Source organism: Pantoea sp. X-Soil-OKNW-556, assembly GCF_059730695.1.
Map to the genome: position 1 here is coordinate 1,726,853 of NZ_AP035990.1, position 24,344 is coordinate 1,751,196.

The window sequence follows — 24,344 nt, forward strand, 5'->3', positions numbered from 1 at the left end:
GATTGATATGATGACGATGAATACCCCCGGACCACTGATGCTCGACGTCGAAAGCTATGAGCTTGACGCCGAGGAGCGGGAAATTTTGCAACATCCGTTGGTAGGTGGCCTGATTCTGTTTGCCCGCAACTATCATGACCCGGCGCAGTTGGCTGAACTGGTGCGGCAGATTCGTGCGGCATCGCATAGCCGCCTGGTGGTCGCGGTGGATCAGGAAGGTGGGCGGGTACAACGTTTCCGTGAAGGATTCACCACGTTACCGGCAATGCAGTCGTTCGCGGCGTTGCATGATCTGCCGACCGCAGGAGACGTGGCGCAGCAGGCAGGCTGGCAAATGGCGGCGGAGATGATTGCGCTGGATATCGACATCAGCTTTGCTCCGGTGCTGGATATTGGTCATATCAGCGCGGCGATTGGCGATCGTTCGTTCCATGCCGATCCGCACATCGCTTTACAAGTGGCGCGTCGCTTTATCGCGGGCATGCATGAAGCGGGTATGAAAACCACCGGCAAACATTTTCCCGGACACGGTGCGGTGAGCGCCGATTCGCATAAAGAGACGCCACGCGATCCGCGTGATGCCGGCACCCTGCGTCAGCATGATATGGCGATCTTCCAGCAACTGATTGACGAGCGTGCGTTAGATGCGGTGATGCCCGCCCACGTTATCTATACTGAGGTGGACCCGTTACCTGCCAGCGGTTCGCCTTACTGGTTGAAAACCGTGTTGCGTGAGGAGCTGGGCTTCGACGGGGTGATTTTCTCCGATGATTTGTCGATGGAAGGCGCCGCCGTCATGGGTAGCTACGCTGAACGCGCGCAACAGTCGCTGAACGCCGGATGTGACATGATTCTGGTATGTAACCATCGTCAGGGGGCGATCAGCGTGCTGGATAATTTGATCCCGATCGGGGCGACGCGGGTGGCGCAGTTATACCATCAGGGACGATTCACGCGCGATATGCTACAGGCGAGCACGCGCTGGCAGCAGAATCAGCGCCAGCTCAGTGAGCTGCAACACCGCTGGCTGGCACACAAAGCGTCGGGCAGATAACGGCCGCTGCCCGGAACGTTCACCACGCTGAGGATAATCATGATCATCTATTTGCACGGTTTCGATTCCAACAGTCCGGGCAACCATGAAAAGGTGCTGCAATTGCAGTTTATTGACCCGGACGTCAGGCTGATCAGTTACAGCACCCGCCACCCAAAACACGATATGCAGTTTTTGCTGAAAGAGTGTGACAAGCTGCTGCATCAGGCTGCCGATGATCGGCCGCTGATTTGTGGTGTCGGCTTGGGGGGGTATTGGGCCGAACGTATCGGCTTTCTGTGTGGCATTCGCCAGGTGATCTTTAATCCTAACCTGTTCCCGGAAGAGAATATGGAGGGCAAGATCGATCGCCCGGAAGAGTACGCCGATATCGCCACCAAATGCGTCAACAATTTTCGCGAGAAGAACCGCGATCACTGCCTCGCCATTTTATCACGCCATGATGAAGCGCTGGATAATCAACGCAGTGCCGCACAGCTGCATCACTTCTATGAAATTGTCTGGGACGAAGAAGCCAGCCATAAATTCAGGAACATCGCACCGCATCTTCAACGCATCAAAGCCTTCAAAACCTTGGTTTAATCCTGCCTGCGCCGTGTGATGCGGCGCAATGTTTGTGTAACATTCTGATAATGCCGCTGAAAGATTGATGTACATCAATTTTGTTGTGATATCCCGATCCCGCCATGATATTCTGCCCTCAGCTCGCGATTTAATTTCGCCAACCCTATGTTTATTAAGGTTTTTTATTAACCATTAATTAACTTTTGGTTTACAACTTTGAGGGGGTCTTTGTTGACTACATCTATGAAAAAAATTGTGATTGTCGGCGGTGGTGCCGGCGGCTTAGAGCTGGCCACCCAGCTCGGACACAAGCTGGGCCGGAAAAAGAAAGCTGAGGTGATTCTGGTTGATCGTAACCACAGCCATCTGTGGAAACCGCTGCTGCATGAAGTCGCTACCGGTTCACTGGATGAAGGTATTGATGCGCTGAGCTATCTGGCCCACGCACGTAATCACGGTTTTCAGTTCCAGTTGGGGTCCCTGACGCAGATCAACCGTGAAAACAAAACCATCGAGCTGGCAGAGATTCTCGATGCGGAAGGTGAAGTGTTGGTGCCGCAGCGTGAGTTGGCCTATGACACGCTGGTGATGGCGCTGGGCAGTACCTCGAATGATTTCGGCACTCCGGGTGTGAAAGATCACTGCATTTTCCTCGACAACCCGCATCAGGCGCGTCGTTTCCATAACGAAATGCTCAACCTGTTCCTGAAATTCTCGGCCAGCGAAGGCCGCCTGGATAAAGTGAACATCGCCATTGTCGGCGCCGGTGCGACCGGCGTTGAGCTGTCAGCGGAACTGCATAATGCGGTGAAACAGTTGCACAGCTACGGCTACAAAGGTCTGGATAGCTCCGCGCTGAATGTCACGCTGGTGGAAGCCGGTGAGCGTATTTTGCCTGCGCTGCCGCCACGTATTTCTGCCGCGGCGCATCAGGAGTTGACCAAACTCGGCGTGCGCGTGCTGACGCAAACCATGGTCACCAGCGCCGCAGCCAACGGCCTGAACACCAAAGGTGGCGAGTTTATCGAAGCCGACCTGATGGTGTGGGCGGCCGGTATCAAGGCACCTGATTTCATGAAAGAGATCGGCGGGCTGGAAACCAACCGCATCAACCAACTGGTGGTGAAGGACACGTTGCAGACCACCCTGGATGATGACATCTATGCCATCGGCGACTGCGCCTCCTGTGCGCTGCCGTCTGGTGGTTTCGTGCCGCCGCGTGCGCAGTCTGCTCATCAGATGGCCTCGCGCGCGCTGGAGAACATCCTGGCGCAGATGAAGGGCAAGCCGCTGAAAGCCTATGTCTATAAAGATCACGGCTCGCTGGTGTCGCTGTCGCGCTTCAGTACCGTCGGCAGCCTGATGGGCAACCTGATGCGTGGTTCGATGATGGTCGAAGGGCGTATCGCCCGTTTCGTCTACATTTCTCTGTATCGTATGCACCAGATCGCCCTGCACGGTTACTTCAAAACGGGCCTGATGATGTTGGTCGGTAGCCTGAACCGCGTGCTGCGTCCTCGCCTCAAGCTGCACTAAGCCATTCCGGGCGGTTTCAGCCGCCCGAATCTGCTAACTGATTGAAAACGTTCAGACCGGCCCGCAGCGCCGTCTGGCGTTTTTCTGAACTAAGAACTCTCCGAAAAGCTGGCCCTGACGGCCCGGCGCTGCGTTTCCTCCATTAATCTGATGTTGCAAAATCGGGCCATCTGTAAAACTTATCTCACAGACACGGCGCGTCGCGCACGCCGGTTATGTCCCGGCTACACAGGATGCTGTGAGTTTCAGGATTGCGCGGTAACAACTTCAGGAGGACATTCCTGTGAACAAATCAATGTTAGCGGGTATCGGTATTGGCGTAGCGGCCGCATTAGGGGTTGCTGCAGTTGCCAGCATGGATGTCTTTGACCGTGGCCCGCAATACGCTCAGGTTCTCTCCGCAACACCGATTAAAGAGAGTATCAAGCAACCGCGACAGGAGTGTCGCAATGTGACATCAACCCATCGCCGTCCGGTGCAGGATGAGAATCGTTTGACCGGTTCCGTATTGGGTGCGGTGGCTGGCGGTGTGCTGGGTCACCAGTTCGGTGGTGGACGCGGCAGGGATGTGGCGACAGTCGCAGGCGCACTGGCGGGTGGCTACGCCGGTAATCAGGTACAGGCAGGTATGCAGGAACGTGATACCTACACCACTTCAGAACAACGTTGCAAAACGGTGTATGACAAACAGGAAAAAATGCTGGGTTATGACGTGACCTATAAAATAGGCGACCAGCAGGGCAAAATCCGTATGGAAAAAGACCCTGGCACCCGCATTCCGCTTGACCGTAATGGTCAGTTGATCCTGAATTCAAATCAGGCCTGATTGGGCAAAGACACATCACAGCAGGGGGCGATCCTCAGGGATCACCCCCCTAATCATTTCTGGCATATATCGCGCGGATTTTTATAAAAAATAGCGCGATAAATCGCGGTGCTACAAATTAAAGTCATTTTTCATGGCTAATTATCGCCTCATCCCTGAGGCGCTACAGATATATGAAAACTACAACCATCAAATACCTGAGTTATTGGTTAACCCACTCAATGCTGAGCCAAGGCCACTCACCACGCCACCGACGGTCGATAGCACCGAACCGAGTAAGCCCGTGACAGTTGAGGTGAGGTTACCCACGACTCCGCTCACATCCGCGACACCGGGAAGTGATACCGCGCCGCCGCTAACCTGTGAAATTTCCTGCTCAGAGAGTTCACGCATTGATTCATTCATAGTTGGACTCCAGATTATCAAAAAATGGTTGACTGGATGATAACGATATTTGAATCGGGCCTTGTTTTTTGAAAGCCCTTATTCAGGATAGACGGCATTGGATGAATGAAAAGAATATTTTTGAAAAATAATTGGCCCTAAAAAAGAAAGTTATTTTTACTGGCGAAAATAAGTCTCCGGTATTTTTCCGGATTATTTTATATAACCATCAATACGGAAAAGAATAATTCCGTAATAAACTCAGTTCTGTCCTAAATAGGTTATGACCACTCAGCCATATCGATCACCCGGTCTGCCGAGGCGATAGTTGAAGGGCGGTGGGCGATCAGGATACGGGTGATGTTCAGCCCGCGGATGGCTGCATTGATTCGGCTCTCGTTATCGACATCAAGGTGGCTGGTTGCCTCATCCAGAAATAACACCTGGGGGCGACGATACAGTGCGCGGGCGATCAGCAGCCGCTGCTTTTGCCCGCCAGAGAGACTTCCCCCTAACTCACTGATCAACGTTTGATACCCCATCGGCATTGCCAGAATATCATCGTGAATTTGGCTGAGTCTGGCGCATTCCTGTATCCACGCATCATCTGGCTGGGTATCAAAGGAGCAAATGTTCTCCGCCACGGAACCGGCCAGTAGCGTGTCCTCCTGAAGTACGCAGGCGATACAGGCCTGCCAGTTGGCGATCCCGCTGGCACGAATGTCGATGCCATTGACATACACCTCTCCGCCTGTCGGCTTCAGCAATCCGGCCATAATCTTCAGCAGGGTGGTTTTTCCTCTACCGGAGGGGCCGGTGATCGCCACACATTCTCTGGCATGAATATCCAAATCCAGCTCATTGAACAGCAAGGGGCTGAACGGGTCGTGCCGGAAGGTCAATTTTCTGACGGATAATGCCGCTGGCTCCTCGTGGTGCAGAAGCGGATGGACAGGCGCGCCAGGTGTCGTTTCAGGTGTCGCAAGGACGATATCGGCCACGCGGTCCTTATGCACAGACAGCATGCGGAGCTGGAGCACATTATCCAGCAGGGCCGCAGTGCGATCGGCAAAGAGTCCACGATAGGTGCTGAAGGCGACAAACATCCCCAGCGTCATATGCCCGGCAATCACCGCATTCGCCCCCAGCCACAACAGGGTAATTTGTTGCAGCGTGGCAATCAGGGTATTGCCGCCTGAAAACAGCATCTCAAAGCGGGTCTTGCGGATGGTGGTATTGGCGCTTTCGACATTCAGGTTTAACCAATGCTGCGCCCGTAGTGCCGCTAATCCCAGCGCTTTGATGGTGTGGATGCCATACAAGGTTTCCATAAAATGGGAACCGGAACGGGCATTTTTGACAATTTGTTCTTCTGAGCTTTGTCGCCATGCCTGGTAGGTACCCAGACGAAACAGGATCCACAGCAGGGTAAACGCCAGCACTACCCATAATAAACTGCCGCCATACAACAGCATCATGATAATCAGACCTACGGTCATAATGCTGTCGATAATGCCGCTGACCACATTACTGGTCAGAGTGGTTTGTAGCGTCTCCAGCGAGGTAAAGCGCGACTGAATATCGCCAAGCTTGCGCTTTTCAAACCATTCGGTTGGCAACGCGAGCAGATGATCAAACAGCCGCGCTTTGCCTTGCACCGTAATCAGGGTGCTCATGACCAGCGAAGTCCAGCCTCTGAGCATGCTGGCACCGGTGCGAAACAGCACAAAAAACACTAATCCGAGACAAATCAACGTCAGTAGTCCGGCATCGCTGGCGGGGATGGCATGGTCCAGCACCATCTGCATCCCCACGGGCAGCAGCAGACTGACGGATTCTATCAGCACCGAGTAACAGAATAATTTGGTGAGCGTAGTTCCCAGGCCAGCAATGCGTCCCGTCAGTGACCAGAGAGGTATGCGTGGGCCGGCAGGGGAATTTTTCGGTATCTCACCCGAGGGCCATAATTCCAGCGCCACGCCGGTAAAATGCAGCGAAACTTCCTGCATCCCCAGCACACGATGGCCTGTAGCCGGATCATGAATAACGACGCGGTTACGCTTAACCGCAACCAGCACTACAAAATGGTTAAGATCCCAGTGCAGGATACAGGGCAACTTCAGCGCTCGCAGATTATCCATCTCCAGCCGTAGTGCGCGCGATTTCAGACCGGCCATCGCTGCGGTATCGATCACGGTACGCAGGGTCGCCCCCCGGGATGAGATGCCGGATTGTTGGCGCAGCAGTCTCAGATCTGCCGGTAACTGATACCAACTGGCGATCATCGCCAGACTAACCAGCCCACATTCAGCCGCTTCAGTTTGCAACAGCACCGGTATGCGACGTCGCAGGCGGATATGCAGGCGGGAGAAGAGTTCTTTCATTTCACCGTTCGTCACTGACTGGCCCCGTGATGCTGTTTTTCAGGAAATAGTAAGGGGAGAGCATCCACTGCCACAGTGGCCGCTTTTCAAGAAACACCGTGGCCTGAAGCTGCATACCACTGGCTAATGGCAGCGTTTTTCCCTGCCAGCGCAATCCCTGGTGATTCAGCGCTACATTGGCTTTAAACCAGGCTCCGGCGATCTGCCCATCCGCTAACCGTGGCGCGCTGCCATAGTTGTTGAGTTCACGCGGTGAAACCGGCGCGGAGGATATCGACAGCACCTTGCCCGGAAACTGACCATATTTCTCCGCCGGGTACGCGGCATAGCTGATATTAATCATGTCACCGGGTTTGACGTAGGGGACGCTGTCGTTCGGTAGCCAGATCACCAGGCTGGGGGTGCTATCGCCGGTCGGTACCAGTTGCGCCAGGCTATCGCCGTCGCTAACCATCTCACCTTCAGTGACGCTTAATGACGAGATACGTCCGGCTGAGGGGGCGGAAATCAGGCGCTCACTGCCTGCGTCAGCTTCCGCCAACTGCCGCTCGATATCGGCCTGACGAATGTGGTACTGCGCCTGCTGGGCGTCAAAATCGGCGGCACGGGTCACCTGCTGGCTGAGCAGCTCTGCAATCTGCATATCCTGTTGTACCCGCTGCGAGTTCAGGCTATGCCAGACACTAAGCTGTTGATAAAAAAGATAGCGTTGATTGTTTTGCTGGTCGGTGGTGATCAACCCCTTACGCATGAAACGGCTATAGTCGTTCATACTGCTGCGCATCACGTTCAACCCTTCAGTGGCAGAATCCACCATCTGTTGGGTTTTTTCGCGGGCGCTGCGTAACTGATCAAGTTGCTGCTGAATGCTGGTCAGGGTGGCGCGTCGATTTTGTTCCAACTGATGCTGCATTTCTCCCATCTGCTGCTGCTGTTTTTTCAGCAGGGCACGGGTGGTGGCGCTGAGGTTGCCGGAAGAGGACACGCGGCTGATATCCAGCGCATACAGCGGCGTACCGGCATTGACCTGTTGGCCGGGGGAGACTAATAAACGGGAAATCACCCCTTGTTCAGGTGCAAACAGATTGATGGTGTGGGGCCAGGTGATGACTTCGCCACTGACATTGGCCCGGCGTGTGTAGCTGCCCTGCCACAGAAAAAGCAACAGTGCGGCAAGAAACAGTAAGGTGATGCACAACGTTATCCATACGGGCCAGCCCGTGATAAGCAGAATCGGTCCGGCGTAACGTGACTGCAAATGTTCACTGACTTCCTTGCGAAACAGCATAAACACACCAGCGCATAAAATGGACTGATGAGAAAGATAGTCAGCAACCCTGGGCTTATCCAGTATCAGGGCTGATATTTTACGTGGGCGGGGTTAAAAAGAGTCATGTTTAATTTTATGATATATAAAGACAATCAATTTATGGTGTTTTCAATGGAATGATAAAACCATTAATTTAATTTAAGCTGATGCGCATTGCTGCGCACCAGCAATAAGCCTTACACTCGATTTTTCATCAGGTCACTGACGAAATTCTGCACCCACTCCATGCGCGTTTTGCGCTCGGCTAAATCGCGGGTGAATTTCAGGCGTGTCGGACCATCCAGCTTCCACTGGCGCGGGTCTTTTTGCAGCAGACCAATCAACCAGCCAGGATCGACGTGGTTCTGCGGCGTGAACTCAAAGAAACCGCCTTTTTCACTGGCCTCGATGCGGCGCACACCCAGCTGACGCGCAACTAAACGCAACGCTGCAATATCCAGCAGATTACGTGCTGCATCAGGCAGGGAGCCAAAGCGGTCAATCATCTCCACCTTAAGCTCAGCCAGTTCGCCGTCATCGCTGGCGCTGGCGATGCGTTTGTACAATGACAGACGGGTGTTCACATCAGGGATAAAATCATCCGGCAGCAGCGCTGGCATACGCAGCTCAATGTCCGTCTGGTTACTGGTGAGGTCTTCCAGCGAGGGTTCACGTCCGGCCTTCAGCGCATCGACCGCGCTTTCCAGCAGCTCCATATACAAGGTAAACCCGATGGTTTCCATCTGGCCGCTCTGATCTTCACCCAGCAATTCACCGGCCCCGCGAATCTCCAGATCGTGGGTCGCCAGCGCAAAACCGGCACCCAAATCCTCCAGTGAGGCGATAGCTTCCAGTCGCTTTTGTGCGTCGGTGGTCATGGCTTTCGGATGTGGGGTCAGCAACCAGGCATACGCCTGGTGGTGCGAACGGCCGACACGACCACGCAACTGATGCAACTGCGCCAGGCCAAAATGGTCGGCACGTTCGATGATGATGGTATTGGCGCTTGGCACGTCGATACCAGTTTCGATGATGGTGGTACACACCAGCACGTTGAAGCGCTGGTGGTGGAAATCGTTCATCACCCGTTCCAGATCGCGCTCACGCATCTGGCCGTGACCAATGGCGATGCGGGCTTCCGGCACCAGTTCCGCCAGCCGTTGGGCCGCCTTTTCGATGTTTTCCACATCGTTGTACAGATAGTAAACCTGGCCGCCGCGCAGCACTTCACGCAGAATTGCTTCACGCACCACCAGGCTATCGTACTCGCGCACAAAGGTTTTCACCGCCAGACGGCGTGCCGGTGGCGTAGCGATAATCGACAGATCGCGCATGCCGCTCATCGCCATATTCAGGGTACGCGGGATCGGGGTCGCGGTCAGCGTCAGAATATCGACATCGGCGCGCATCGCCTTGATGCGCTCCTTGTGACGCACACCAAAGCGGTGTTCTTCATCGACAATTAACAGCCCGAGATCGTGCCACTTCAGGTCACTCATCAGTAGCTTGTGCGTGCCGATCAGGATATCAACTTTGCCCTCTGCCGCCTGCTCCAGTATCTGGTTTTGCTCTTTGGCACTGCGGAAGCGTGACAGCATCTCAATGCGGATGGGCCAGTTGGCAAAACGATCGCGGAAATTATCGTAGTGCTGCTGAGCCAGCAGGGTGGTGGGCACCAGTACCGCCACCTGTTTGCTGTTCTCCACCGCCAGGAAGGCGGCGCGCATCGCAACCTCGGTTTTACCGAAGCCCACGTCACCGCACACCAGACGATCCATGGCCAGCGGCTGACACATATCGCTCAGTACGGCGTTGATCGCCTGGGCCTGATCCGGCGTGGTTTCAAACGGGAAGCCTTCACAGAACAATTGGTATTGATCGCGGTCGTGCTTAAAGGCAAAACCGGCTTTGGCGGCGCGCTGGGCATAGATATCCAGCAGTTCTGCTGCCACGTCGCGCACTTTTTCTGCCGCTTTCTGACGGGCACGGGACCAGGCATCGCTTCCCAGCTTGTGCAGCGGCGCGTTTTCGTCAGCGCCCCCGGCGTAACGGCTGATCAGATGCAACGACGAGACCGGCACATAAAGTTTGGCGTCGCCAGCGTAGGAGAGCATCAGATATTCGGCTTCAATCCCCCCGGCTTCCAGTCGGGTCAGGCCAATATAACGTCCCACGCCGTGTTCCAGATGCACCACCGGCTGACCGGGATGCAACTCGGCGAGGTTGCGGATCAGCACATCCGGGTTAATGGTGCGGCGGTTGTCCTGACGGCGGCGGCTGACACGCTCGCCCAGCAGGTCGCTTTCACAGATAAACGCCAGCTGGCGTGCGTTATCGATAAAACCGCGTTCGCTGGCACCAATCATCAGGCTGTGCGGTTGTGCGCTGGCGTCCGCCAGGCGGCTGATGGGCTGTGGACGCAATTTGATGCGCGCCAGCAGTTCCTGCAAGCTTTCACGCCGGCCTTCGCTCTCGACTGAGAACACCACCGGACCGTTGAACTGTTCCAGGAACTGACGCAGCAGATCGAGTGGCGCTTTGGCCTGAGCCTGCACCGTCAGTTCCGGCAGCGGTTGATAGCCGAGGTTGGTATTGGCGGCCTTGTCAGCCAGCGTTTCGCTGCTTAACTGGACGCGTGGCCAGGCTTTCAGCTCACTGAATAACGCATCCGGACGCAGCCACAACGCCACCGGCTCCAGCAGTGGGCGCATCGGGTCGATACGGCGGTTTTCAAAACGCGCATTGACGTCTTGCCAGAAGCGCTGCGCGCTGCTTTCCAGGTCGCCGCTGTTAACAATCAAAGTGTTGGCAGGTAGGTAGCTGAATAACGTCGGCAGCGCCTGCTCGAAAAACAGCGGCTGCCAGTATTCAATCCCGGCGGGCAGGGTGCCTTTGCTCACCTGCTGATAAACGTGTTCCGCTTCGCGGCGCACATCAAAGGTTTCGCGCCAGCGGGTGCGAAACTGTTCAATGGCGGCTTTATCGGTCGGGAATTCATGGGCTGGTAGCAGATTGATGGCGTCGACCGCTTCCAGCGTGCGTTGGCTGTCGACATCAAACAGGCGCAGGCTATCGATTTCATCATCAAAGAAGTCAATGCGGTACGGCTGATCGCTCCCCATCGGGAACAGGTCGAGCAGCGCGCCACGCGTGGCATATTCCCCGTGCTCCATCACCTGGTCGACATGGCGATAACCGGCTTGTTCCAGTTGGTCGCGCAGGGCATCGCGCGAAAGCTGTTGCCCTTTACGCATCACCAGCGCATGGCCGTGTAAAAAGCTGTGCGGGCAAACGCGCTGCATCAGCGTGTTCACCGGCATGATCAGCATGCCCTGAGTCAGGGTCGGCAATTGATACAAGGTGGACAAACGGGAGGAGATAATGTCCTGATGCGGGGAGAAGCTGTCGTAGGGCAGCGTTTCCCAGTCGGCGAGGTTACTGACCGGCAGATCGGTGAACTGGCGAATCTCTTCCTGTAGTCGCAGGGCAGATTGCATATCCGGGGTAATCATCAGCACCGGACCCTGATGATGTTCGGTGATGCTGGCACACTCCACCGCCTGGGCGGCTCCCACCAGTTGACCGAGTTGACGGTGGTCACCGGCTTTGACTGGCAGGGTATAACGACTCTGTTCGGACATGGGGTCTCGACATTCTCTCCTTTTATTCCAGGGCGTCATCATTCCACAATCCGCCCTGAGGATCACCTGTCGCGGTGCTTTTTTCCCGGTTCCGTTACTTAATTGATTGCTGCGTATAATGCATACGCGGTCGATCGACGTTGGCCCAGGAGAGTTCCTGTTCCAGATGATAACTGTGGTTACCGTCGTCCCACTTCACGTAATAACCGGTTGGCGCATCACCCTGCTCGAACACGTTGACGATCACGCCTTTAATTTCACCCGATTTGTGTTTAACGATACTGCCTTTGGGAAACTTGAGCATATGTTGTACCCCCACACTCAACATCACTACTTAGTGTAGTTTACCGCAGCGGCTGACCAATAAACGTACAATTAACGTCATTATTTTGTCGATTTTTTGTGCATGAGGTCGCTATGCGACGCATTTTGACGCAACTTTGCCGCAGACTCAGAGGGTTAGAGGTTTCATAAAGCAGGCGGCTCCTTTATCATCCCACTACTTATTTTCAGGCTACTGCCAAGACGGATCTCATGTATCAACCAGTCGCGTTATTCATCGGCCTGCGCTACATGCGTGGCCGCGCTTCAGACCGCTTCGGTCGCTTCGTCTCCTGGCTCTCCACTATCGGCATTACGCTGGGAGTGCTGGCGCTGGTGACAGTGCTGTCGGTGATGAACGGCTTCGAGCGCGAGCTGGAGGGCAATATCCTCGGTCTGATGCCGCAGGCGCTGGTGACCAGCGATAAAGGCAGCATCAATCCGCAGCAACTCACGGCGCAAAGCCTTAATTTGCAGGGCGTTAGCCGTGTCGCGCCATTGACCACCGCCGATGTGGTGCTGCAAAGCGCCCACAATGTTTCAGTCGGGGTGATGCTTGGCATCAACCCGGACGAAAAAGACCCCTTAACCCCTTATCTGGTCAATACCCCGCAGAGCGTGCTGCAAGCCGGACAATACAACGTGATTCTCGGTGAGCAACTGGCCGGGCAGTTGGGCGTCAAACGTGGCGACCAGCTGCGTCTGATGGTGCCGTCAGTCAGCCAGTTTACGCCGGTAGGCCGTGTGCCGAGCCAGCGTATCTTTACCGTGGCGGGTACCTATGCCGCCAACAGCGAAGTGGACGGCTACCAGATCCTGGTGAATCAGCAAGATGCCTCACGCGTGATGCGCTATCCGCTTGGCAACATCACCGGCTGGCGTCTGTGGCTGGATAAACCGCTCGACGTGGATACCCTCAGCCAGCAAAAACTGGCCGATGGCCTGGTGTGGAAAGACTGGCGCGAGCGCAAAGGCGATCTGTTCCAGGCGGTACGCATGGAGAAAAATATGATGGGGCTGCTGCTCAGTCTGATCATTGCTGTCGCCGCGTTTAACATCATTACCTCGCTGGGCCTGCTGATTATGGAAAAGCAGGCCGAAGTGGCGATTCTGCAAACCCAGGGCTTAACCCGTCGGCAGATTGTGGCGGTGTTTATGGTGCAGGGCGCCAGCGCCGGTATTATCGGTGCGTTGCTCGGCACGCTGCTGGGGGTGTTGCTCGCCAGCCAGCTCAACCATTTGCTGCCGGTGATTGGCCTGTTCCTCGATGGTGCCGCGTTGCCGGTGGACATCAATGTCTGGCAGGTGGTCACCATTGCGCTGGTGTCGATGGCCGTGGCGCTGCTTTCTACTTTTTATCCGTCATGGCGCGCTGCCGCCGTTCAACCCGCTGAGGCTTTACGTTATGAGTAACACCCCTTTGTTGCAGTGTCGTGACCTGTGCAAACGCTATCAGGAAGGCAGCGTGCAGACCGATGTGCTGCGCAACGTGGCTTTCAGCCTGCAACCCGGTGAACTGACGGCGATTGTCGGCAGCTCCGGTTCCGGTAAGAGTACTTTGCTGCATCTGCTGGGCGGGTTGGATGCGCCAACCTCTGGCGATGTGATCTTTGATGGTAAATCCCTGAATGCGATGTCCTCTTCGGCCAAAGCTGAGCTGCGCAACCGTGAGTTGGGCTTTATTTATCAGTTCCATCACCTGCTGCCGGATTTCACCGCGCTGGAAAACGTGGCGATGCCGCTGCTGATTGGTAAAGCGGCCAAAGGTGAAGCGGAAGCGCGCGCCCGTGAGATGCTGGCGGCCGTTGGGCTGGAGAAACGCGCTGCGCACCGTCCTTCCGAGTTATCCGGTGGTGAACGGCAGCGTGTGGCGATTGCCCGTGCGCTGGTGAATCGCCCGCGTCTGGTAATGGCGGATGAGCCAACCGGCAACCTCGATGCCCGCAACGCTGATGCGATCTTTGAGTTGCTGGGTGAACTCAATACCCGCCAGGGCACCGCATTTCTGGTGGTGACACATGATTTACAGCTGGCGAAACGTCTCAGCCGTCAGATGGAGATGCGCGACGGTCAGTTGAGCGAACATTTAACGCTGGGAGCGCAGTAATGACGCCTTCGTTATCCCTACTGCTGGGGCTGCGCTTCAGCCGTGGCCGTCGGCGTGGCGGCATGGTGTCGCTGATTTCGATTATCTCCACCGTCGGTATCGCGCTGGGCGTGGCGGTGTTGATCATCGGCCTGAGTGCGATGAACGGCTTCGAACGGGAATTGAATAACCGCATTCTGGCGGTGGTGCCGCACGGTGAAATCGAGCCGGTAAACCAGCCGTTTCGCAACTGGCAGCCGATGATTGCGCCGATCGAGCAGGTGCCGGGTATTGCCGCCGCCGCCCCTTACGTCAACTTTACCGGCTTGATTGAGAGCGGCGCGAAGTTACAGGCGCTCCAGGTCAAAGGGGTGGATCCGCAACAGGAGCCGCGCCTCAGTGCGCTGCCGCGTTTTGTTGCTGGTGATGCCTGGTCACAATTTGCGGCCGGAAAACAGCAAATCATTTTGGGCGGTGGTATCGCTAAGTCGCTAAACGTGAAGCAGGGTGACTGGATCACCATCATGATCCCCAACAATGATGGCGAAAATAAGCTGCTTCAGCCGAAACGCATCCGTTTGCAGGTGAGCGGTATTCTGCAACTCAGCGGCATGTTGGATCACAGCCTGGCGCTGGTGCCGCTGGCTGATGCGCAAACGTATCTGGATATGGGTGACAGCGTCAGCGGTATCGCGCTGAAAATGAGCGATCCCTTCAAGGCGCAGAAACTGGTGCGTGACGCCGGTGAAGTGACCCATTCGTACGTCTATATCCGTAGCTGGATTGGGACTTACGGTTATATGTACCGTGATATTCAGATGATCCGCGCCATTATGTATCTGGCGATGGTGCTGGTGATTGGCGTCGCCTGCTTCAACATCGTCTCGACGCTGGTGATGGCGGTGAAGGATAAGAGTAGCGATATCGCGGTGCTGCGCACGCTCGGGGCGAAGGATGGCCTGATTCGCGCCATCTTTATCTGGTACGGGCTGCTCGCTGGGTTGCTGGGCAGCGTCAGTGGCGTGGTGGTTGGCGTGCTGGTGGCACTGAATCTGACACCGATTATGCGCGGCCTGGAACATCTTACCGGCCATCAATTGCTGGCCGGAGATATCTACTTTATCGACTTCCTGCCGTCAGAGCTGCACTGGCTGGATGTGATTTCCGTCCTGGCCACGGCTATAATTCTGAGCCTGCTCGCCAGTTGGTATCCGGCCCGTCGCGCCAGCCGCATCGACCCGGCCCGCGTGTTGAGCGGGCAGTAACCGCAAACAGGCGCAGCGGCGGTATCGCGGCTGCGCAGATTAAGGAGCCTTTATGCGCACACCCCGTCGTCGCTTACGACTCGCCCGCTATAAAAAAACGCGTCGTAAAGTGCATCAGCGCTTTCGCCAGCGTATTTTTGAACGCGATCGTAAAGCCGAGCTGGCCGCGCATCCCTTACCGCGTGTGGTGGTGTTAACCGGGGCGGGAATATCAGCGGAATCGGGCATTCGCACCTTCCGCGCGGCGGATGGCCTGTGGGAAGAACATCAGGTAGAAGATGTTGCCACCCCGGAAGGATTTCACCGCGATCCGGCGCTGGTACAGGCGTTTTACAATGCACGTCGGCGTCAACTGCAACAACCTGACATCCAACCCAATGCGGCGCATCTGGCCCTGGCGGAGCTGGAGCAGGTATTGGGCGATAACTTCCTGCTGGTGACGCAAAATATCGATGATTTGCACGAACGCGCCGGTAGCCAACGCGTGCTGCATATGCACGGTGAATTGCTGAAAGTGCGCTGTGTCAGCAGCGGCCAGGTGATTGACTGGACCGACGATCTCACCCCGGATGACCGCTGTACCTGCTGTCAGTTCCCTTCCGCATTGCGTCCGCATGTGGTGTGGTTTGGCGAAATGCCGCTGGGGATGGAAGAGATTTATCAGGCACTCGATAGCGCCAACCTTTTTATCGCGATTGGCACCTCTGGTCATGTCTATCCGGCGGCCGGTTTTGTCCATGAGGCGGAAATACAGGGCGCGCATACAGTGGAACTGAATCTGGAACCCAGCCATATCGGTAACGAATTTGCTGAAGGTCAGTACGGCCTGGCGAGCGTAGTGGTGCCGGAGTTTGTGCACACCTTTCTGCGTGGGTTGTATAAATAAACAACAAGTTGCGCGATAAATCACGGCGCTACACATATGTGCATGTTTCGTAGCGGCGCGATTTATCGCGCATTTTTGTTAACGTCCCGCTTTGAGTTTCTGGAACAATGTCTCGTACTGCACGCTGGCGTCGCCGACATCATTCTGCCACTCGCCGTGGTTAATCACGTCTGCTGAGGGATACAGCGACGGGTCTTCCGCCACCGCTTTTGGCAACAATTTCTTCGCCGCCAGATTTGGCGTCGGATAACCAATGGTTTCCGCCACTTTTGCGGCGACTTCCGGGCGTAGCAGGAAGTTTATCAACTTCAGCGCGCCGGCCTTGTTTTTGGCATTGGCCGGGATCGCCAGGTTATCCATCCAGAAAATACCGCCTTCTTTTGGCCAGATGACCTGCAACGGTGTGCCGGCCTGACGCGCAACATAGGCGGAACCATTCCAGATCATGCCGAGATTCACTTCCCCTTCCATATAAGGGTTGCCTGGGTTATCGGAGTTGAAGGCCAGCACGTTCGGCATCAGCTTTTTCAACTCTTCATAAGCCGCGTCGATCTCCTTCGGGTCACGGGTGTTGCCCGAGTATCCCAACTTAAGCAGCGCCATCTGGAACACTTCGCGTGCATCATCGGTCAGTAGCAGGCTTTGTTTATATTCCGGCTTCCACAAGTCGGCCCAGCCGCTGACGCTTTTCGGGTCAATGGCGTCGGTATTGATGCCAATCGCGGTTGCGCCCCAGATATAGGGGATCGAGTAATCGTTATTGGGATCGAACGGTTTGTTGAGCAGATTCGGATCGAGGTTGTGAAAGTTGCTCAACTGAGACTTATCAATTTTCTGCAACATCCCTTCATTGCGCATTTTGGCGATAAAGTAAGTGGAGGGCACCACCAGGTCATACGCGCCATCTTTCCAGGTTTTCAGCTTGGCATACATGCTCTCGTTAGACTCGTAGGTGGAGTAAATCACCTTGATGCCAGTTTCTTTGGTGAACTGCTCCAGCAGCCCCGGCGGCACATATTCGGTCCAGTTGTAGAAGTAGAGCGTGTTGCTGTCGTCAGCCTGTGCGCTCTGCATGCCCAGTGCCAGCGCCCCAGCCGCCAGCCAGTGAGACCATTTATTCATGGGTTGTCCTCTATTTAGTTTTATCGCGCAATAACAGCTGACTGGCTGCCACCAACAGCAGCGACAGTAGCAGCAAAATTGTCGCCAGCGCGTTCACCTCGGGCGAGACGCCGACTTTCACCATCGAGTAAATTTTCAACGGCAGAATTTCAAACGTTGGGCCGGTGACGAAGGAGGAAACCACTACATCGTCCATCGACAGGGTAAAGCTCAACAGCCACCCGGCAGCCACCGCGGGCAGCGCCAGCGGCAGCAATATCTTGCGCAGGATGATGATTTCACTGGCGCCGAGATCCCTGGCGGCCTCCAGCATACGCACATCAAACCCTTTCAGACGTGAATACACGGTAATGACGACAAACGGCAGGCAAAAGGTGATATGCGAAAACAACAGCGACCAGAAGCCGAGTGAGATGCCCAGCAACATAAACAGCACCAGCAGCGAAATCGCCATCACAATGTCGGGTGACATCATTACCACGAACAACATGCCGCTGACGAAAGGTTTGCCGCGAAAACGATAACGATACAGCGCGACTGCCGTCAGGGAACCGATAATCGTGGCGCAGCTGGCGGAGAGCACCCCCATCAGCAGCGAATGTTGTGCCGCCTGGAGCAAACTGTCGTTGTTGATCAGCAACCCGTACCACTGGGTACTGAATCCCTGCCAGTTGATGCCGAAGCGTGACGCATTAAACGAATTGACGATCAGGATTATGATCGGAATATAAAACCAGGCGTAAATGACGGCCATAAAGCTGCCGCGTAACCAGCGTGCCATTATTGCAGCTCCACTTTGTTATTCAGCAGTCGCGCCGCGCGCCAGTAAAACAACAGCATCAGCCCCATCAGCAGCGTCATTACGATGCTGGTGGCGGCCCCAAACGGCCAGTCACGGATGTTGAGAAACTGGCTTTTAATCACGTTACCAATCAGCAGATTTCTGGCGCCACCCATCAAATCGGAGACGTAGAACAGACCCATTGCCGGGATTAACACCAGCAGGCAACCGGCAACAATCCCCGGCATGGTAAGCGGCAAAATGATGCGGATAAAGCGTTGCAGCGTATTCGCGCCGAGATCCCGCGCCGCCTCAAGACAGGATCGGTCCAGTTTTTCCAGGCTGGAGTAGAGTGGTAGCACCATAAACGGCAGCAGGATATAAATCAGCCCGAGGATCACCGCTTGCGGCGTGTACATAATGCGAAAAGGTTCATCGATCACCCCGAGCCACAACAAAAAATCATTCAGCCAGCCGCGGGTGCTGAGAAAAATTTTCAGGCCGTAGATGCGGATCAACGAGTTGGTCCAGAACGGCACGATCAGCAGAAACAACATCAGCGGCCGCAGGCGGGGCGACAGCCTGGTCAGGCACCAGGCGAAGGGATAACCCAGCAGCAAGCAGCAGAGGGTGGCAATCACCGCCATATTCAGCGAATGCAGCAGCACCTCGGCATATAACGGGTCGACCAGACGGCTGTAGTTACTGAGGGTAAACACCATGCTGACGAAATGCGCATCGTCACGCGTCAGAAAGCTGGTGACAAAGATCATCAGGTTTGGCAGCAACACGAACAGCGCCAGCCAGCCGACAATCATTGCCACAATAAAATTTTGCAGGCGATTACGCATCAGCTTCATACGGCAGCACCACCTCCCAGCTTTGCACCCAGCTCACCGCCATTTTTTGGTTTAGCGAGTGGTCAAAATCGGGATCGTCCTCATTAAAGAACTCACTCACCGTAAGCAACTTACCGTTTTCCAGTTCGACGGTAGATTCCAGCGTCATGCCTTTGTAGTTGCGTTCGCGAACATAGCCGATCAGCTGGTCGCTGGGGCTGTCGTCTGCTATCTCTTCCACACGTAAATCTTCCGGGCGCAGCAGAACATGCAATTTATCACCCGCGACGACCGGGAAAGGGCAGTGGATCTCACATTCCCGACCTTCCACGCGTGCGCGAACACCGGGGGCGTTATCGCTGTTCAACACCTCGGCATCAAACACGTTGATTTCACCGATAAATCGGGCGACAAACAGATTGGCGGGTTCTTCATAAATCTCGCGGGGCGTGCCATCCTGTTCAATCCGTCCATCACGCATCACCACGATGCGATCCGACATGGTCAGGGCTTCTTCCTGATCATGGGTGACAAAGACAAAAGTGATACCCAGCTTACGCTGCAACGCTTTCAGTTCGTTTTGCATCTGCTTACGCAGTTTGTAATCCAGTGCTGACAACGACTCGTCAAGCAGCAAGACTTTTGGCCGATTCACCACCGCACGGGCGATTGCCACGCGCTGCTGTTGGCCGCCAGAGAGCTGCTGAGGGCGACGCTGTGCAAAACTTTCCAGCTGCACCATCGCCAGCGCCTCGTTGACGCGCCGGGTTATCTCATCCGCCGGGGTTTTCTGCATCCGCAGGCCAAAAGCCACGTTCTCAAATACCGACATATGCGGAAACAGCGCATAGCTCTGAAACACGGTGTTGATATGGCGGTGCTCGGCGGGCGTGTCGGTGATATCGTTGCCATCAAGGATGATGCGACCGTTATCGGCCTCTTCCAGTCCGGCAATCAGACGCAGGATCGTGGTTTTGCCACAGCCGGAGGGACCCAGCAGGGTGATAAATTCGCCGTGGCGGATAGTCAGCTGAAAGTCGGAGATGATGGATTTACCATCGAAAGCTTTACTGATGCCAGAAAGCGTAACCAGCGCCTGTTGCGCGCGTGTTTGCGTCATTTTAGTCACTCAGTCTGAAAATGATCTGATTACAGCATAGTCGTTGGTAACGGCCTGCCGTGATGAAGGGCGGGATAATACCTGAAAAAAGCACCAATGCCATGTTTCAGCGAGGAATTACCTTGAAAAGTCTGAAAAAAATCGGAGTATGCTGTACGGACACACGCTGGCAGGGAAGTCATCTTTCTTTATTTGATGATTAAGCAAATCATCAGGACGGGACTAACCTGATGGATAATGATTTGACGCAACATCGCGTCACCAGCGACCTATGATAATAATGCAGGTTCTTTAGAGGGATGACCGATGGATCAATTACTTGAGCGCTTTCTCAGTTATGTGGCGGTAGAAACCCAATCAAAACCGCAGGCACGACAGGTGCCAAGCAGCGAAGGGCAGTGGACGCTGGCACGTCAGTTACAGGAAGAACTGCTGGCTCTGGGTTTTGTTGATGTGACCTTAAGCGACCATTGCTGCGTGATGGGCACCTTACCGGCGAATGTTGACTGGCCGACCCCGGTGATTGGCTTTATCTCGCATATGGACACCTCGCCGGATTTCACCGCGAAGAATGTCAATCCGCAGATTATTGAGAACTACCGTGGCGGGGATATTGCCCTCGGCAATGGGGACGAAATTCTTTCGCCAGTGATGTTCCCGATATTGCATAAATTGATTGGTCATACGCTGGTTACTACCGACGGTAAAACCCTGCTGGGTGCCGATGATAAGGCCGGGGTGGCGGAAATTATGACGGCGATGGCGCGCCTTGCCAAAGGGGATATCCCGCACGGTGCGATTCGTGTCGCCTTTACGCCGGATGAAGAGATTGGTCGTGGTACGTCGTACTTCGACATTGAGAATTTTGCCGCCGACTGGGCTTATACCGTTGATGGTAGCGACCTTGGCGAATTCGAATTCGAGAACTTTAATGCCGCGTCAGCCGTGGTGAAAATCGTCGGTAACAATGTGCATCCCGGCACCGCGAAAGGCGTGATGGTGAATGCGCTGGAGTTGGCGATGCGTTTCCATGCTGAAGTCCCGGCGCAGGAAAAACCCCAGTTTACCGAAGGTTATGAAGGTTTCTATCATCTGCACAACATCAAAGGCACGGTAGAACATGCCGAGATGCAATACATCATCCGTGACTTTGACGCCGACAACTACGCGAAACGTAAACAGCTGCTGGAAGAGATTGGCCGTCGGGTCAGCAAGGGATTACACGGCGAGTGTTCGGTAAAAGTCGAGATCAGCGACAGCTATCGCAATATGCGGGAGAAGGTGGAGCCACACCCGCATATTATCGAGCTGGCGTTGCAGGCGATGCGTGATTGCGGCATCGAGCCAAACGTGAAACCGATTCGCGGCGGTACTGACGGTTCAGCGTTGTCGTGGAAAGGTTTACCGTGCCCGAATCTGTTTACCGGTGGCTACAACTATCACGGCAAACATGAGTTTGCTTCACTCAACGTGATGGCCCAGGCGGTGGATGTGATTGTGCGCCTTGCAGCGCTGGTGGCAGAGAAGAAATAACGTCCGTCACGGCGCGTTTATCGCGCCGTGACGGTTCAGTGCATACTGTTGTTAGTCCGCGAAGAACCAGTAGCCACTGTTGACCAGTGCAGCGAGCTGCGCCAGCAGCGATGGGTCATCCAACGCAGTACCAAAATCTTCCAGCGTCAACACCTGACGATTGGCCAGCGCCGCCAGCACTTCCGGGTGGCTACAAGCCACGCTTTCACCGTTAACGAACACCACATCACCCAGCGTCAACACACGCAGACCGCCAAGACGGGTCAGGGCGTCCCCCTGTTGCAGGGCGTCGTAGATCTCATCTGGCTGATACGGCGGCTCGGGTGGCGCGATATCCAGTTCGTGACGTGACTGGGAAATAAATTCGCCAAACCACTGGTTAAATTGTTCCGGTTGATTGATCACATCCAACATCGCCGCACGGATGCCTTCCACTTCTGATGGCAGGATTTGCGACGGACAATCACGCGTTGGGACATCAGGATCGCTATAACGATAGCTGCCCAGCTCATGCGCCAGCACATAGTCGGCAAAACCGCTGATCAGTTCACGGCCACTGGGGGCACGGAAGCCTACCGAGTAGTTCAGCGCGTTTTCCAGCGAGTAACCTTCGTGCGGGAATCCCGGCGGAATATAGAGAATATCGCCCGGTTCCATCTCTTCATCGATGATGGCATCAAAGGGTTCCACCTGGAGCAGGTCCGGGTGCGGGCAATGCTGTTTCATCGGCACTTTCTCGCCAACGCGCCAGCGACGACGTCCGGTGCCCTGAATAATAAACACATCATACTGGTCGAAATGGGGACCTACGCCGCCGCCCGGCACGGCAAAGGAGATCATCAGATCGTCAATGCGCCAGTCGGGCAAGAAGCGGAACGGACGCATCAGCGCCGCAGAAGGCTCATGCCAGTGGTTCACCGCCTGCACCAGCAGCGACCAGTTGTTTTCGCCGAGATGATCATAACTCTCAAACGGACCGTGGCTTACCTGCCATTTGCCGTTGTTGTGGCTCACCAGGCGGCTATCCACCTCGTTTTCCATTGCCAGACCGGCCAGCTCATCAGGAGAAATAGGGTCAATAAAGTTTTTAAAACCACGTTTGAGCACCACCGGGCGTTTTTGCCAGTAGCGCTGAATAAAATCGGGCCAGTTAAGATCGAGCTGATAATCCATAGAAGGGTTCCGGTTAGGGCCATGAATGCCTGCAAGTATAACAGCCCGCGTGCCGTTCTACTCGCGACGATGTTCAACTTCCTGACGTTGGAAGATGACTTCCATACGGGCACCGCCCAGCGGGCTGGTGGTGGCGATAACCTGACCGGCATATTGTTCCAGAATGTCGCGCACCACCGCCAAACCCAGGCCCTGGCCGGGACGCAACGTATCGGCGCGCTGCCCGCGTACAAAGATTAAATCCCGCTTACTTTCGGGAATGCCGGGACCATCGTCGTCGATATACAGATGCAGAGCTTTGTCTGTCTGGCGCGCGGTGACCTCAATAAACTCCAGGCAATATTTGCAGGCGTTATCCAGTACGTTGCCCAGCACTTCCATGAAATCGTTTTGATCACCGATAAAGGTCAGCTCAGGGGAGATATCGAGGGTGATTTCCACCCCTTTGCGTTGATAAACCTTGTTTAACGCCGAGCACAGGCTGTCGAGCAACGCGGAGACGGAATGGAGGTCGCGCTGCAACGGGTTATGGTCGGCCTGCATGGTGGCGCGATGCAGGTAATAACCAATTTGCTGCGAGATACGGCTGATTTGTTCCAGCATCACCGGTTCGGCTTGTTCCACCGTCAGCTCTTTGCCGCTGCGTAGTGAACGCAGCGTACTCTGCAACACCGCCAGTGGGGTTTTCAGGCTGTGGGTGAGATCGGACAGTGTGGTGCGATAGCGCGTATAACGCTGTCGTTCGTTGGAAAGCAGCAAATTCAGGTTGCGAACCAGGCTCTTCAGTTCCTGCGGAGGATTATCATCGAGGTTTTCACGCTGGCTGGTTTCCAGCTCGCGTACCTGAGAAGTGAGATCACCAATGGGCCGCAGGCTCCAGTGCGCGGCCAGCCACAGTAACGGGATCACCAGCAGCAGATTCGCGGCCAGCACATAGCTAAACCATGACCACACCACATCCGAATGTTGCAGTTCCTGCGGGATCGAATCGACTACCACAATCGTCAGCGCCGGTAAGTTGGTGGTGGCATCGTAGCGATTGACGGCAACCGAGTGGGTAAAGGTGTCGTTGCTGTCGGTATCCCAGGCGTGTAATTGCCTCTGCGCCACCGGGTTATTCCCCATCGCCGCCAGGCTGGTACGATTGCTGGTATCAATTTCGTAAAAATCTGGTTTGAGTAACCACTCGCGCTGAATTTTCTTGCGAATCTCCGGGACATCGCGCTGTTGCCACAGCAATTTGCCGTGTTCATCGTAGATAAACACCAGCGTCGGGAAATTCAGCGTCATGCGCTCAGGCTGAGCAATGGTGAGTTTGTTGTCCTGCCATTGGGCGAGGGTGAAGAACAGGTTGCTCTCGCCTCGCATCACGCGGTAGGTGTTCTTATCAAAACTCACCACATAACCCACCACGGCAACCATGCCGTAGGAGAGCGACAGAAACAACACAATGGCTGCCGTCGCCAGCAAAAAGCGGGCGCGCAGTGAGAAGGGACGCAGACGACGCAACCAGTTCATTT

General features: G+C 55.1%; 20 protein-coding genes. 9 read left to right on the plus strand and 11 right to left on the minus strand.

The genetic code is table 11. The annotated features are described in order from the left end of the window. Positions 1–10: 10 nt before the first annotated feature. From nagZ to AC6I8T_RS08005, 4 genes are all read left to right on the plus strand, one after another. Positions 11–1,054 carry a beta-N-acetylhexosaminidase gene (gene nagZ / locus AC6I8T_RS07990; RefSeq protein WP_208725519.1) on the plus strand — a complete coding sequence of 348 codons (1,044 nt, stop codon included), beginning with the start codon at positions 11–13 and terminating at the stop codon, positions 1,052–1,054. 39 nt (positions 1,055–1,093) lie between these two features. Continuing rightward, a complete protein-coding gene (gene ycfP / locus AC6I8T_RS07995; RefSeq protein ID WP_021185619.1) occupies positions 1,094–1,636 on the plus strand; it encodes an alpha/beta hydrolase YcfP in 543 nt (180 codons plus the stop codon). Between the two features lie 213 nt (positions 1,637–1,849). Continuing rightward, on the plus strand, positions 1,850–3,154 hold the full coding sequence (locus tag AC6I8T_RS08000; RefSeq protein WP_152521908.1) for an NAD(P)/FAD-dependent oxidoreductase: 1,305 nt from the start codon (positions 1,850–1,852) through the stop codon (positions 3,152–3,154). 283 nt (positions 3,155–3,437) lie between these two features. Beyond that, positions 3,438–3,980: a glycine zipper 2TM domain-containing protein gene (locus tag AC6I8T_RS08005; RefSeq protein WP_021185621.1), complete on the plus strand. Its 543-nt coding sequence runs from the start codon at positions 3,438–3,440 to the stop codon at positions 3,978–3,980. Between the two features lie 189 nt (positions 3,981–4,169). On the opposite strand, the gene AC6I8T_RS08010 is transcribed toward AC6I8T_RS08005, so the two are convergent. The 5 genes from AC6I8T_RS08010 to AC6I8T_RS08030 all read right to left on the minus strand — a co-directional run bounded on the left by AC6I8T_RS08010 (position 4,170) and on the right by AC6I8T_RS08030 (position 12,002). Further along, positions 4,170–4,385, minus strand: a complete 216-nt coding sequence (locus tag AC6I8T_RS08010) for a hypothetical protein (RefSeq protein ID WP_021185622.1) — start codon at positions 4,383–4,385, stop codon at positions 4,170–4,172. 260 nt (positions 4,386–4,645) lie between these two features. Continuing rightward, positions 4,646–6,763 carry a peptidase domain-containing ABC transporter gene (locus AC6I8T_RS08015; protein WP_497833691.1) on the minus strand — a complete coding sequence of 706 codons (2,118 nt, stop codon included), beginning with the start codon at positions 6,761–6,763 and terminating at the stop codon, positions 4,646–4,648. Further along, positions 6,750–8,036 carry an HlyD family secretion protein gene (locus AC6I8T_RS08020; RefSeq protein WP_208725256.1) on the minus strand — a complete coding sequence of 429 codons (1,287 nt, stop codon included), beginning with the start codon at positions 8,034–8,036 and terminating at the stop codon, positions 6,750–6,752. Before AC6I8T_RS08020 ends, AC6I8T_RS08015 begins: the two co-directional genes overlap by 14 nt. A gap of 218 nt (positions 8,037–8,254) precedes the next feature. Beyond that, positions 8,255–11,698 carry a transcription-repair coupling factor gene (mfd, locus tag AC6I8T_RS08025; RefSeq protein ID WP_497833692.1) on the minus strand — a complete coding sequence of 1,148 codons (3,444 nt, stop codon included), beginning with the start codon at positions 11,696–11,698 and terminating at the stop codon, positions 8,255–8,257. A 94-nt stretch (positions 11,699–11,792) separates the two neighbouring features. Further along, the gene (locus AC6I8T_RS08030; RefSeq protein WP_021185626.1) at positions 11,793–12,002 is read right to left on the minus strand and encodes a hypothetical protein; all 210 of its coding nucleotides are present in this window, start codon (positions 12,000–12,002) and stop codon (positions 11,793–11,795) included. Positions 12,003–12,232: 230 nt separating this feature from the next. Between AC6I8T_RS08030 and lolC the strand changes: the two genes are divergently transcribed. From lolC to cobB, 4 genes are read left to right on the plus strand one after another with little or no spacing between them, the layout of a single operon-like run. Continuing rightward, positions 12,233–13,432 carry a lipoprotein-releasing ABC transporter permease subunit LolC gene (gene lolC / locus AC6I8T_RS08035; protein WP_021185627.1) on the plus strand — a complete coding sequence of 400 codons (1,200 nt, stop codon included), beginning with the start codon at positions 12,233–12,235 and terminating at the stop codon, positions 13,430–13,432. Continuing rightward, complete coding sequence (gene lolD / locus AC6I8T_RS08040; protein WP_021185628.1) at positions 13,425–14,126, plus strand: lipoprotein-releasing ABC transporter ATP-binding protein LolD; 702 nt, start codon at positions 13,425–13,427, stop codon at positions 14,124–14,126. The genes lolC and lolD overlap by 8 nt, the downstream gene beginning before the upstream one ends. Continuing rightward, positions 14,126–15,370 (plus strand): lipoprotein-releasing ABC transporter permease subunit LolE, encoded by a 1,245-nt coding sequence (gene lolE, locus AC6I8T_RS08045; RefSeq protein WP_415175146.1) that lies wholly within the window; start codon positions 14,126–14,128, stop codon positions 15,368–15,370. The genes lolD and lolE overlap by 1 nt, the downstream gene beginning before the upstream one ends. Before the next feature lie 52 nt (positions 15,371–15,422). Next, the gene (gene cobB, locus AC6I8T_RS08050; protein ID WP_497833693.1) at positions 15,423–16,256 is read left to right on the plus strand and encodes a Sir2 family NAD+-dependent deacetylase; all 834 of its coding nucleotides are present in this window, start codon (positions 15,423–15,425) and stop codon (positions 16,254–16,256) included. Positions 16,257–16,334: 78 nt separating this feature from the next. Here the strand turns inward: cobB and potD are convergent, their stop codons facing one another. Genes potD through potA form a run of 4 tightly spaced genes read right to left on the minus strand, consistent with a single transcriptional unit; the run spans position 16,335 to position 20,118 of the window. Then, entirely contained in the window at positions 16,335–17,378 is a 1,044-nt protein-coding gene (gene potD, locus AC6I8T_RS08055; RefSeq protein ID WP_021185631.1) for a spermidine/putrescine ABC transporter substrate-binding protein PotD, read from the minus strand. Positions 17,379–17,388: 10 nt separating this feature from the next. After that, positions 17,389–18,162, minus strand: coding sequence for a spermidine/putrescine ABC transporter permease PotC (potC, locus tag AC6I8T_RS08060; RefSeq protein WP_036627384.1), 774 nt, complete (start codon positions 18,160–18,162; stop codon positions 17,389–17,391). Then, positions 18,159–19,010, minus strand: a complete 852-nt coding sequence (gene potB / locus AC6I8T_RS08065; protein ID WP_200864680.1) for a spermidine/putrescine ABC transporter permease PotB — start codon at positions 19,008–19,010, stop codon at positions 18,159–18,161. The genes potC and potB overlap by 4 nt, the downstream gene beginning before the upstream one ends. Beyond that, the gene (gene potA, locus AC6I8T_RS08070; protein ID WP_497833694.1) at positions 19,003–20,118 is read right to left on the minus strand and encodes a spermidine/putrescine ABC transporter ATP-binding protein PotA; all 1,116 of its coding nucleotides are present in this window, start codon (positions 20,116–20,118) and stop codon (positions 19,003–19,005) included. Before potA ends, potB begins: the two co-directional genes overlap by 8 nt. A gap of 306 nt (positions 20,119–20,424) precedes the next feature. Here potA and pepT point away from each other — a divergent pair, with 306 nt between their 5' ends. Further along, a complete protein-coding gene (gene pepT, locus AC6I8T_RS08075; protein ID WP_021185635.1) occupies positions 20,425–21,651 on the plus strand; it encodes a peptidase T in 1,227 nt (408 codons plus the stop codon). A gap of 51 nt (positions 21,652–21,702) precedes the next feature. Here the strand turns inward: pepT and AC6I8T_RS08080 are convergent, their stop codons facing one another. Both AC6I8T_RS08080 and phoQ read right to left on the minus strand, forming a co-directional pair. After that, positions 21,703–22,824: a ribosomal protein uL16 3-hydroxylase gene (locus tag AC6I8T_RS08080; protein ID WP_208725260.1), complete on the minus strand. Its 1,122-nt coding sequence runs from the start codon at positions 22,822–22,824 to the stop codon at positions 21,703–21,705. Positions 22,825–22,881: 57 nt separating this feature from the next. After that, on the minus strand, positions 22,882–24,342 hold the full coding sequence (phoQ, locus tag AC6I8T_RS08085; protein WP_021185637.1) for a two-component system sensor histidine kinase PhoQ: 1,461 nt from the start codon (positions 24,340–24,342) through the stop codon (positions 22,882–22,884). Positions 24,343–24,344: the final 2 nt, after the last annotated feature.

Excerpts from the sequence above, each read along its gene's own strand:
- AC6I8T_RS08080 (WP_208725260.1), bottom strand. The coding sequence starts at position 22,824 with ATGGATTATCAGCTCGATCTTAACTGGCCCGATTTTATTCAGCGCTAC.
- potD (WP_021185631.1), bottom strand. The coding sequence starts at position 17,378 with ATGAATAAATGGTCTCACTGGCTGGCGGCTGGGGCGCTGGCACTGGGC.
- lolD (WP_021185628.1), top strand. The coding sequence starts at position 13,425 with ATGAGTAACACCCCTTTGTTGCAGTGTCGTGACCTGTGCAAACGCTAT.
- pepT (WP_021185635.1), top strand. The coding sequence starts at position 20,425 with ATGGATCAATTACTTGAGCGCTTTCTCAGTTATGTGGCGGTAGAAACC.
- AC6I8T_RS08030 (WP_021185626.1), bottom strand. The coding sequence starts at position 12,002 with ATGCTCAAGTTTCCCAAAGGCAGTATCGTTAAACACAAATCGGGTGAA.
- potA (WP_497833694.1), bottom strand. The coding sequence starts at position 20,118 with ATGACGCAAACACGCGCGCAACAGGCGCTGGTTACGCTTTCTGGCATC.
- mfd (WP_497833692.1), bottom strand. The coding sequence starts at position 11,698 with ATGTCCGAACAGAGTCGTTATACCCTGCCAGTCAAAGCCGGTGACCAC.
- ycfP (WP_021185619.1), top strand. The coding sequence starts at position 1,094 with ATGATCATCTATTTGCACGGTTTCGATTCCAACAGTCCGGGCAACCAT.
- potB (WP_200864680.1), bottom strand. The coding sequence starts at position 19,010 with ATGCGTAATCGCCTGCAAAATTTTATTGTGGCAATGATTGTCGGCTGG.
- AC6I8T_RS08020 (WP_208725256.1), bottom strand. The coding sequence starts at position 8,036 with ATGCTGTTTCGCAAGGAAGTCAGTGAACATTTGCAGTCACGTTACGCC.
- lolC (WP_021185627.1), top strand. The coding sequence starts at position 12,233 with ATGTATCAACCAGTCGCGTTATTCATCGGCCTGCGCTACATGCGTGGC.
- lolE (WP_415175146.1), top strand. The coding sequence starts at position 14,126 with ATGACGCCTTCGTTATCCCTACTGCTGGGGCTGCGCTTCAGCCGTGGC.
- nagZ (WP_208725519.1), top strand. The coding sequence starts at position 11 with ATGACGATGAATACCCCCGGACCACTGATGCTCGACGTCGAAAGCTAT.
- AC6I8T_RS08010 (WP_021185622.1), bottom strand. The coding sequence starts at position 4,385 with ATGAATGAATCAATGCGTGAACTCTCTGAGCAGGAAATTTCACAGGTT.
- cobB (WP_497833693.1), top strand. The coding sequence starts at position 15,423 with ATGCGCACACCCCGTCGTCGCTTACGACTCGCCCGCTATAAAAAAACG.
- phoQ (WP_021185637.1), bottom strand. The coding sequence starts at position 24,342 with ATGAACTGGTTGCGTCGTCTGCGTCCCTTCTCACTGCGCGCCCGCTTT.